Source organism: Micromonospora arida (genome assembly GCF_003857035.1).
GTDB lineage: Bacteria > Actinomycetota > Actinomycetes > Mycobacteriales > Micromonosporaceae > Micromonospora > Micromonospora arida.
Genome location: NZ_QGSY01000173.1, coordinates 50,122 through 56,934, shown reverse-complemented (window position 1 = coordinate 56,934; position 6,813 = coordinate 50,122). Strand labels below are relative to the sequence as shown.

The following is a 6,813-nucleotide window of genomic DNA, read 5'->3' as shown; positions in this document are numbered from 1 at the left end:
GAGAGGATGGGCGGGGCGACGGCCCACTGTCGCCCCGCCCATCCTCGCGGATCGGCAGGGCGGGCACCACCGGCCCCGGCGGGGTTCGACGAGCGGAACTTGTCACACCGACCGGTTAGCGTCGTTGTCCGTGACCGCACCCGGAGACGTCCCGCCCGAGGTCCTCGACCGGCTGCGGCCGATCTGTCTCGGGCTGCCGGAAACCTACGAGGAGCCCGCCTGGGTGGGCACCCGCTGGCGGATCCGCAAGCGGACCATCGCCCACGTGCTCACCGTCGACCCCGATCGCCAGCCGGTGCACGCCCGGGCTGCCGCAGTCGGCCAGCCCGCCTGCCTGCTGACCTTCCGGTCGCCACTCGACGAGATCGCCGGGCTCCTGGCCACGGGGCACCCCTTCTACAAACCGGACTGGAGCCCGAACGTGATGGGCATGGTCCTGGACGCGAACACCGACTGGGAGGAGGTGGGCGAGTTGCTCACCGAGAGTTACTGCGTCATGGCCCCGAAGCGGCTCGCCGCCCGGGTCATCCCTCCGGCACCGCCGATCGGCTGAGCGCCGAGGGCATCCTGCCGCCGGTTGAGCGTCGGCGGTGTCCTGCGACCGACGGTTTCGGCCGGCACGCTCCGGGGATACCGCGCCGGACGGCCGTAGCCGTCGGTTACCGGCTGAAGCCGAGGCGCCGCCGGGCGGGTGAGGAGCAGGTCGATGTCGTCGCTGCCCACCGAGGAGGATCACCGGTTGACGCCGGTGTTTCAGGAGGACCGGGTGTGCACGGGCGTGACCACAGTGCGAGGGCGGGTGTTCCTGAGCTACCCGTTGGCGGATCGGCCCGGCGTGCAGGTGGTGGAGGTGCTGCCGGACGGTCGTCGTGTCCCGTACCCCGACGTCGCCTGGAACCGCGCCGACCAATCGCCGAGCGGGGCGTTCGTCCACGTCAACGGGTTGCGCGGCGGCCCGGACGGCCGGTTGTGGATCGTCGACTCGGGCGCGCCGCAGATCGGTTCCGCGCAGGTGCCCGGCGGTGCTCGGCTGATCGCGGTCGACCCGGACGACGACCGCGTGGAGCGGGTCTACCACCTCGACGAGGCGGTACGCCCGGGCAGCTACGTCGACGACGTCCGATTCAACGGCCGGGTGGCGTATTTCAGCGACGCCGGGGCGGCCGGCCTCATCGTGCTCGACCTCGACTCTGGTCGGTCGAGACGGGTGTTGGACGGGCATCCGAGCACGGCGGGCGGCCCGGTGGTCGCCGACGGTCGCGTGCTGCGTGACCCGGACGGCGCCGAGGTACGCCTGCACGTGGACCAGTTGGAGGTGTCGCCGGACGGTAGCTGGCTCTACTACCAGCCGGCCTCCGGCGGGATGTCCCGGATCGCCACCCGCTGGTTGGACGATCCGTCGGTGTCCGCCGACGAGTTGGCCCGGACTGTCGAACGCTGGTGTGACACACCCAGCACCGGCGGCACGGCCATCGACGCCGCCGGCACCATCTATCTCAGCGACCTGGAACGGCGGCGTGTCCTCGTCCTCGCACCCGACGGCAGCGTACGGACGCTCGTCGCCGACCCTCGACTGGCCTGGGTGGACGCGATGTGGCTCGACGCCGATGCCCGGCTCTGGATGCCGGCGGCCCAGCTGCACCTGACCGCCGGGCTCAACGGCGGGGTCTCGGCCGTCGAATACCCGGTCCAGATCTACCGGATGCCCGTTGAGATCGGGCCGCCCGCCCGGGACCACGGCTGAGTGCGCAATTCGACAGCCGCCGAACGGCACCGGGTCTCCCCCGGCCGGGTACGAAATCCCGGTGGAGAGGATGCGCCGGATGGGTGAAGATCGCAGGGTGTCCGTCCCTGCCCGTCAGATCCGTGCTCGTTTCTCGGCCGAGACGATCACCGTGTACCAGGCGTACCCATCGGAGATCGCGCTGCCGGCGGTGGCCGCCGGTCGCTTCGTGGCCCCCTTCAAGCGTGACCGGATGACCTGGATCAAGCCGTCGTTCCTGTGGATGATGTACCGCTGCGGTTGGGCCACCAAGCCTGGGCAGGAGCGCGTGCTGTCCATCGACATCACGCGGGAGGGCTTCGAGTGGGCGCTGACGCGAGCCTGTCTGAGTCACTACGACCAGGGCCTGCACGGTGACCGGGCGACGTGGTCGCGGCAGCTCAGGGCCAGCCCGGTACGGGTGCAGTGGGATCCGGAACGGACACTGCACCTGAGCGCGTTGCCCTACCGGTCCTTGCAGGTCGGACTGTCCAGCGAAGCCGTCGCCCGGTACGTCGACGACTGGACGGTCAGCGTCACGGACATCACCCCCACCGTCCACCGCGTACGGGAACTGGTGCGGGCCCATGACGTGCGGGCGGCCACGGACCACCTGCCGGCCGAACGGAGCTATCCGCTCCCGAGGCAGATCGCGGCCCACCTCGACGCCACCGGCTGACCTTTCGCGGTCACCGGCCCAGGCCCGCACCTGGTCCTGACGTATCGGGGCTGTCGGAGGGTGCCGATAGGGTCCCGCCCATGGCTGAATTCGTACTGGTGGCGGGGGCGTGGCTGGGATCGTCGGCATGGGACGAGGTGGTGGCACCACTTCGGGAGGCCGGCCACGGCGCCCACGCATTGACCCTCTCCGGCCTCGCCGAGAAGCAGGGCGTGCCCGCCGGGCAGCACACCCACGTGCAGGACATCGTCGACGAGATCGAGCGCGGCGACCTGCGCGACGTGGTGTTGGTCGGGCACAGCTACTCGGGCATTCCGGTGGGTCAGGCCGCTGAGCGGATCGGCGACCGCTTGGCCCGGGTGGTCTTCGTGGACTCCGAGGTGCCGGTTGACGGTGGGTCGTTCGCCTCCGGCTGGTGGCAGGGTCAGGCGGCCTTCGAGGCGCAGATCGCCGACAACAACGGTTTCTGGGCTCCGCTCGGCGCGGCCGACTTCGACGGTCAGGGTCTCACCGACGAGCAGGTCGCCCGGCTGATCGAGGGCTCCACGCCGCATCCGGGGGCGACGCTGACCGAGCCGGCCGTGCTGAACCGGCCGTTGGGTGAGCTGCCGGCGACGTACGTCAAGTGCCTGCTCGACGGGCCTGAGCCCAACGACACGGTGGCGAAACTGCTGACCAGTGACCACTGGCGACTGGTCACCATGGACACCGGCCACTGGCCGATGTTCTCCCAACCCACCGAGCTGGCCCGGATCCTGTTGGCCGAGGCCGCCTGACCCGCGGTGTCCTGGGCCGCGGCTCAGGACACCGCGCCGCCGCTGCCCTCAGGCGGCGTCGATGGTCTGGATGCGGCGCACCGGTGACGCGAGCAACCACAGCACGGCGAGCACGCCACCCAGGCCGGCGATGGCCAGGGTGGGTCGCAGCCCGATGGTGGTGCCCAACGCACCGCCGACCAGCGCACCGAGCGGTCGGATGCCGTAGTTGACGGCACTGTAGGCACCGGCCCGGCGTCCCAGCGCGTCGGCGGGTGTCACGGCGATGATGAGGGCGTTGAGGTTCACGTCCATCAGCATCACCCCGACGCTGGAGACCAGCTCGATGGCCGCCAGCATGGCGACCTTCGTCCAGGTGGGTCCGGACACCAGCGCGGTCAGCGCCAGTGGCGCGGGGAAGAGCACCGCGCCGATCATGGCGGTACGGCCCAGGCCGATGGCGCGCGAGACCCGAGGTGCGAGCGCCGCGCCCGCGAAGCCGCCGAGCGCTCCGAAACCGAGGGCGATGCCGATCGCGCCGGCTGACAGGTCGAGTTCGCGGCTGGCGTAGAGGACCAGCAGCGCGCCAGCGATGAAGGTGAAGAAGTTGACAGTGCTGGTGCAGCCGAGGGCGGCCCGTAGCACCGGGTGCCGCAGCACCAGCACGAGCCCTTCGCGGACCAGGCCGAGAGTGGACGTCCGGCGCGGCGGCGGCGGGGGCTCGGTCACCGGGATGCGGCTGAGCAGCAGCGCGGAGCCGAGGAAGGAGACCGCGTCGACGACGATCGCGACCGGCGCGCTGAGCGCCTGGACCAGCCCACCGCCGACGGCCGGGCCGGCGATGAAGGACAGCGACCGGCTCATGCTCATCTTGCTGTTCGCGTCCACGTACGCCGATCGCGGCACCAGGCCGACGAAGAACGCCTGACGCGCCATGGCGAAGAGCACCGCGCCGAAGCCGGTGAGCAGTGCCACCAGGTAGAGCTGGGTGAGGGTGATCGCGTCGAACAGGTAGGCCACCGGCAGGCTGAGCAGCACGGCGGCGCGGATCAGATCCGCGATGATCAGCAGTCGACGCTTGTGGGTGCGTTGGTCCACCCAGGCGCCCAGGAACAGGCCCAGCAGGTTGGGCAGCCAGATCAGCGCGGTGAGGACGCTGACCTGCACGGGGGTGGCGGTGAGCAGGGTGACGGCGATCAGCGGTAGGGCCAGTTCACTGATCCGATCGCCGAAGTGGGAGATCGTCTCGCTGATCCAGAAGGTGCGGAACCGCCGGTCGCGGTGCAGGGCCGGCGGGGGCCCGGTGTCGGCGGGGGCGTCGGTGGCGGCGGTCACGACGTGGCCGCGTCGTCGTCGCCGGGCTCGGCCGGGGCTTCGTCCCCCGGCTCGGGCAGCAGGTAGCGCAGCATGCGGACGATCCGCGCGTCGGGCGGGGCCGCCCCCTCCTTGCGCCGCACGTACGGGGCGATCAGTTCTTCAATGGACTCCTCCAGTTGCCGCAGCTCGTCGGCGGTGGCCACGAACCGCGTGTCGGCCATGCCGGCCAGCGTGCGCCACTCAGGGTCCAGTCGGGGCTCCTCATGCAGCAGCCACTGCTGGGGTGCATCGGCGTTGCGGGCGAACATCTCGCCGCGTAGCTGCCGGCTGGCGGACTGCCCCTCGGTGCCCTCCGGCACCGTGAAGCGGAAGCCTCGGGCTGCCGCCTGCCACCAGCGTTCCCGCTTGCTGGTGGCACCGTCCCAGTCGAGGACCAGGCCGAACGTCGCGAGGTGCCGCAGATGCCAGCTGACCACCGACGGTGTGGCGCCGACGTGCGGCGAGAGCCCGGTGGCCGTGGCCGGGCCGTGCCGCTGAAGGTGCTCCAGGATCGCCAGCCGGACCGGGTGGGCCAGCGCCCGAAGCGCCTGCGGCTCGCTGATCTCGAAATCCCCGTACGGATTCTTGAGAGACATGTTTCGAGAGTAGTCTCTCAGATTGGATCGGGGCAACCCCGAGCCGCCGCCGCGGCCCCGTTGATCAGGCGATGCCCAACCGCGCCAACGGCTCGACCAGCTCCCGCTCCTCGTAGCTGAGGTGCGACAGGAGGGCGTCGGTCAGCAGGTCCACCGCGGCCCGCAGCTCGGCGAGGCCGTCCGGAGACCCGACGTACGCGACCAGGGCCCGGTCGACACCCTCCAGCACGTCGTGGATGACGTGATGCTCCTGCTCCAGCCGGTCGACCACCGGGCCGAGTCGGGGATCACGTGCCCGCAACCGGGGGAAGAGCGACTGGTCCTCGATCGTGTGGTGGGTGGTGACGATGCGGCAGTACGACTCGCAGTAGACGCCGAGGGTCCACCGGTTCTGCCTCATGGTCATCGTATTGATGTGGGACCGGGCCGCACCGGCGTCGATTTCGCCGGCTGCCACCTGCTCGATCAGGTCGTGAATCTGGGCCAGCTCGGCGCGCAGGCCGTCGTGGATCTGCACGAGGTGTGCGCCGGTGGCCTGCTCCTGCGGGGTGTAGGCGCGCTCCGGGTCGGGCTCAGGCCCGGTCGGCCGGGTCGACTCGTCCCACACCTGCTGCTCGCTTCGCCGTACGCCGTCGTCCGGGGTCGGCACCACGGCGAACGCGCCACCGGTCGCGGTGGCGCGGCTCGCCCGGACCGGCGGCGCAGCGACCGGCTCCGGCTCGGGTTCCGGCGTACGCTCCGCAGCCGCGCCCCGGTCACGTTCGGCGGCGACCAGCTCGCGGACGGCGGGAGCCACCTCGCCGGCGAAGCGGCGCAGGTCGTCGGGGTCGTCGCTGCCCAGGATGAAGGTGCCGACGCCCTCCTCCAGTGCGAGTTCGGCCAGCTCCTCGGCCCACTGCTCGGCGGGCCCGTTCAGCGGGCCGCGCCCGACGGCCGAGAACTCTCCGGCGATGTTGAGCAGCCGACGCACGTCCCGCGGGGACCGGCCGGCCTGCTGGGCGGCGTCGTCGATGATCGCGTTGCCCTTGGTCAGGTCACCGGGCTGGAGGTAGCCCAGCGAGGGCAGCCAACCGTCGGCCCGACGACCGGTGAGCCGGAGCATCCGGGGCTTGTACGCACCCAGCCAGATCGGCACCGCGTGGGCCGGAGCGGGACCGCGCTTGGCGCCCACCACCCGGTGGAACTCGCCGTCGACCCGCACTCCCCCGCGCGTCTCGACGTCCCAGAGCTGACGGACGACCTCGATGGCCTCCTCCAGCGCTCGTACGCCCTGGCCGGGGGTCAGCCGCCGGCCGCCCATCGCCTCGATGGCATCCCAGAACGCCCCCGCCCCGAGGCCGAGGCTGATCCGGCCACCGCTGAGCAGGTCGAGGCTGGCCACACTGCGGGCGAGCACCGCCGGCGGACGAAGTGGCAGGTTCGTCACGTTCGCCGCCAGGTGCACCCGGTTGGTGCGGGCCGCCACGAAGCTCAGCAGCGTCCAGGTGTCGAGGAACGCCGGCTGGTAGGGGTGATCCTGAAAGGTGACCAGGTCCAACCCGACCTGCTCGGCCAGGACGGCGACACCGACCGTACGGTCCGGATTGTCAGCGCTGGGCGTGACGAAGGAGCCGAAGACCAGGTCGTGGCCGTAGTCGCTCATCTGCGAGCCTCCCGATTTTCCCG

At 71.3% G+C, this 6,813-nt stretch carries 7 protein-coding genes; 4 read left to right on the top strand and 3 right to left on the bottom strand.

The window, feature by feature from the left end; translation table 11 throughout:
* The first annotated feature begins 130 nt into the window (after nt 1-130).
* The 4 genes from DLJ58_RS15200 (at nt 131) to DLJ58_RS15185 (ending at nt 3,217) form a co-directional block, all read left to right on the top strand.
* On the top strand, nt 131-553 hold the full coding sequence (locus DLJ58_RS15200) for an MmcQ/YjbR family DNA-binding protein (protein ID WP_124856947.1): 423 nt from the start codon (nt 131-133) through the stop codon (nt 551-553).
* Between the two features lie 153 nt (nt 554-706).
* Complete coding sequence (locus DLJ58_RS15195) at nt 707-1,744, top strand: SMP-30/gluconolactonase/LRE family protein (RefSeq protein ID WP_124856945.1); 1,038 nt, start codon at nt 707-709, stop codon at nt 1,742-1,744.
* A gap of 97 nt (nt 1,745-1,841) precedes the next feature.
* Nucleotides 1,842-2,441, top strand: coding sequence for a DUF4291 domain-containing protein (locus tag DLJ58_RS15190; RefSeq protein ID WP_124856943.1), 600 nt, complete (start codon nt 1,842-1,844; stop codon nt 2,439-2,441).
* 80 nt (nt 2,442-2,521) lie between these two features.
* Complete coding sequence (locus DLJ58_RS15185; protein WP_124856941.1) at nt 2,522-3,217, top strand: alpha/beta fold hydrolase; 696 nt, start codon at nt 2,522-2,524, stop codon at nt 3,215-3,217.
* A gap of 48 nt (nt 3,218-3,265) precedes the next feature.
* Here DLJ58_RS15185 and DLJ58_RS15180 read toward each other — a convergent pair whose 3' ends face one another.
* From DLJ58_RS15180 to DLJ58_RS15170, 3 genes are all read right to left on the bottom strand, one after another.
* Entirely contained in the window at nt 3,266-4,531 is a 1,266-nt protein-coding gene (locus tag DLJ58_RS15180) for an MFS transporter (RefSeq protein WP_124856939.1), read from the bottom strand.
* The gene (locus DLJ58_RS15175; protein WP_124856937.1) at nt 4,528-5,148 is read right to left on the bottom strand and encodes an ArsR/SmtB family transcription factor; all 621 of its coding nucleotides are present in this window, start codon (nt 5,146-5,148) and stop codon (nt 4,528-4,530) included. The genes DLJ58_RS15180 and DLJ58_RS15175 overlap by 4 nt, the downstream gene beginning before the upstream one ends.
* A gap of 64 nt (nt 5,149-5,212) precedes the next feature.
* Complete coding sequence (locus DLJ58_RS15170) at nt 5,213-6,790, bottom strand: LLM class flavin-dependent oxidoreductase (RefSeq protein ID WP_124856935.1); 1,578 nt, start codon at nt 6,788-6,790, stop codon at nt 5,213-5,215.
* Nucleotides 6,791-6,813: the final 23 nt, after the last annotated feature.

What these genes read in the sequence shown, in the direction of transcription:
- DLJ58_RS15170 (WP_124856935.1), bottom strand. Translation starts at nt 6,790, where the DNA reads ATGAGCGACTACGGCCACGACCTGGTCTTCGGCTCCTTCGTCACGCCC.
- DLJ58_RS15185 (WP_124856941.1), top strand. Translation starts at nt 2,522, where the DNA reads ATGGCTGAATTCGTACTGGTGGCGGGGGCGTGGCTGGGATCGTCGGCA.
- DLJ58_RS15195 (WP_124856945.1), top strand. Translation starts at nt 707, where the DNA reads ATGTCGTCGCTGCCCACCGAGGAGGATCACCGGTTGACGCCGGTGTTT.
- DLJ58_RS15175 (WP_124856937.1), bottom strand. Translation starts at nt 5,148, where the DNA reads ATGTCTCTCAAGAATCCGTACGGGGATTTCGAGATCAGCGAGCCGCAG.